The following is a 2,830-nucleotide window of genomic DNA, read 5'->3' as shown; positions in this document are numbered from 1 at the left end:
ATCTCGGGGGCTTTTCGTATGAGGTCCCTGGCGGTGACCTACTCTCGCATGGCAACTGCCACACTACCATTGGCGCGGGTGCGTTTCACTGCCGAGTTCGGGATGGGATCGGGTGGGACCACACCGCTATGGCCGCCAGGGAAGGGGTGCGGGCAGCGCTTGGTGAGCGCCAGCCCGGCAAAAGGGCGAATCGAGTGACAAGCGTTCGGGATACATCCAGATGTGTCGGTAAGGAAACATCGAAGCGTCTTGGGGTTATATGGTCAAGCCGCACGGATCATTAGTACGCGTTAGCTCAATGCATTGCTGCACTTCCACACCGCGCCTATCAACCAGGTGGTCTACCTGGGTCCTTAAGGAGACTCGAAGTCTCGGGAGATCTCATCTTGGGGCGTGCTTCCCGCTTAGATGCTTTCAGCGGTTATCACTTCCGTTCGTAGCTACCGGGCAATGCCATGGGCATGACAACCCGAACACCAGCGGAACGTCCACTCCGGTCCTCTCGTACTAGGAGCAGCCCCCCTCAAATCTCCAACGCCCACAACAGATAGGGACCGAACTGTCTCACGACGTTCTGAACCCAGCTCGCGTACCACTTTAAATGGCGAACAGCCATACCCTTGGGACCGACTACAGCCCCAGGATGTGATGAGCCGACATCGAGGTGCCAAACACCGCCGTCGATATGAACTCTTGGGCGGTATCAGCCTGTTATCCCCGGAGTACCTTTTATCCGTTGAGCGATGGCCCTTCCATACAGAACCACCGGATCACTAAGACCTACTTTCGTACCTGCTTGATCCGTCGATCTCGCAGTCAAGCACGCTTATGCCTTTGCACACAGTGCGCGATGTCCGACCGCGCTGAGCGTACCTTCGTGCTCCTCCGTTACTCTTTAGGAGGAGACCGCCCCAGTCAAACTACCCACCACACATGGTCCCCGACCCGGATAACGGGTCTGGGTTAGAACGTCAAGCACATCAGGGTGGTATTTCAAGGATGGCTCCACCGAAGCTAGCGCCTCGGTTTCAAAGCCTCCCACCTATCCTGCACAGATGAACTCAACGTTCAGTGTGAAGCTGTAGTAAAGGTTCACGGGGTCTTTCCGTCTTGTTGCGGGAACGCTGCATCTTCACAGCGATTTCAATTTCACTGAGTCTCGGGTGGAGACAGCGCCGCTGTCGTTACGCCATTCGTGCAGGTCGGAACTTACCCGACAAGGAATTTCGCTACCTTAGGACCGTTATAGTTACGGCCGCCGTTTACCGGGGCTTCGATCAAGAGCTTCGCCTTGCGGCTGACCCCATCAATTAACCTTCCGGCACCGGGCAGGCGTCACACCGTATACGTCCACTTACGTGTTTGCACAGTGCTATGTTTTTGATAAACAGTCGCAGCGGCCAGGTTACTGCGGCCCTCCAGTGCTCAGCTACGCATGTAGCCACACCGGGGGGCGTACCTTCTCCCGAAGTTACGGTACCATTTTGCCTAGTTCCTTCACCCGAGTTCTCTCAAGCGCCTTGGAATTCTCATCCTGCCTACCTGTGTCGGTTTACGGTACGGTCTCACCGTAGCTGAAGCTTAGGGACTTTTCCTGGAAGCGTGGCATCAGTCACTTCGGCTCATATAGAGCCTGGTCTCGGTGCTCGGCGTAAGTAAAAGAAGGATTTGCCTCCTAATACCGCCTACCGCCTTTCCCCGGGACAACCAACGCCCGGTAGACCTAGCCTTCTCCGTCCTCCCATCGCACTACGGCAAGGTGCGGGAATATTAACCCGCTTCCCATCGACTACGCTTTTCAGCCTCGCCTTAGGGGCCGACTCACCCTGCGCCGATGAACGTTGCGCGAGGAAACCTTGGGCTTTCGGCGGGAGGGCTTTTCACCCTCCTTATCGTTACTCATGTCAGCATTCGCACTTCTGATACCTCCAGCAGACCTCTCGATCCACCTTCGCAGGCGTACAGAACGCTCCTCTACCGCGCACACAAAGTGTGCACCCCGAGCTTCGGTGTATAGCTTGAGCCCCGTTGAATCTTCCGCGCGGGCCGACTCGACCAGTGAGCTATTACGCTTTCTTTAAAGGGTGGCTGCTTCTAAGCCAACCTCCTGGCTGTCTGTGCCTTCCCACATCGTTTTCCACTTAGCTATAACTTGGGGACCTTAGCTGCGGGTCTGGGTTGTTTCCCTTTTCACGACGGACGTTAGCACCCGCCGTGTGTCTCCCATGCAGTCTGTCCTGGTATTCGGAGTTTGCCATGGTTTGGTAAGTCGCGATGACCCCCTAGCCATAACAGTGCTCTACCCCCAGGAAGATACACATGAGGCGCTACCTAAATAGCTTTCGAGGAGAACCAGCTATCTCCGAGTTTGTTTAGCCTTTCACTCCGATCCTCAGCTCATCCCCATCTATTGCAACAGATGTGGGTTCGGTCCTCCAGTGCGTGTTACCGCACCTTCAACCTGGCCAAGGATAGATCACTCGGTTTCGGGTCTACTGCCAGAGACTATGCGCCCTATTCAGACTCGGTTTCCCTTCGCCTCCCCTAGATGGTTAAGCTTGCCACTGACAGTAAGTCGCTGACCCATTATACAAAAGGTACGCAGTCACCCCACGAAGGGGCTCCCACTGCTTGTACGTATACGGTTTCAGGGTCTATTTCACTCCCCTCTCCGGGGTTCTTTTCGCCTTTCCCTCACGGTACTGGTTCACTATCGGTCGGTCAGTAGTATTTAGCCTTGGAGGATGGTCCCCCCATGTTCAGACAGGGTTTCTCGTGCCCCGCCCTACTCGATTTCACGCCAAATGCCTTTTCGCTTACCGGGCTATCA

At 55.5% G+C, this 2,830-nt stretch carries 2 rRNA genes (1 of these 2 only partly in view); both read right to left on the bottom strand.

Annotated elements, in window-relative coordinates:
- Positions 1-25 precede the first annotated feature (25 nt).
- A 5S ribosomal RNA gene (gene rrf / locus HF690_RS14930) occupies positions 26-140 on the bottom strand.
- A gap of 119 nt (positions 141-259) precedes the next feature.
- Positions 260-2,830 (bottom strand): 23S ribosomal RNA (locus HF690_RS14925); it runs 316 nt beyond the window's last position.

It is taken from the genome of Oleiagrimonas citrea, from assembly GCF_012395255.1.
Classification (GTDB): domain Bacteria; phylum Pseudomonadota; class Gammaproteobacteria; order Xanthomonadales; family Rhodanobacteraceae; genus Oleiagrimonas; species Oleiagrimonas citrea.
The sequence above is the reverse complement of the archived record's forward strand: the minus strand, read 5'-3'. Positions and strand labels throughout refer to the sequence as shown.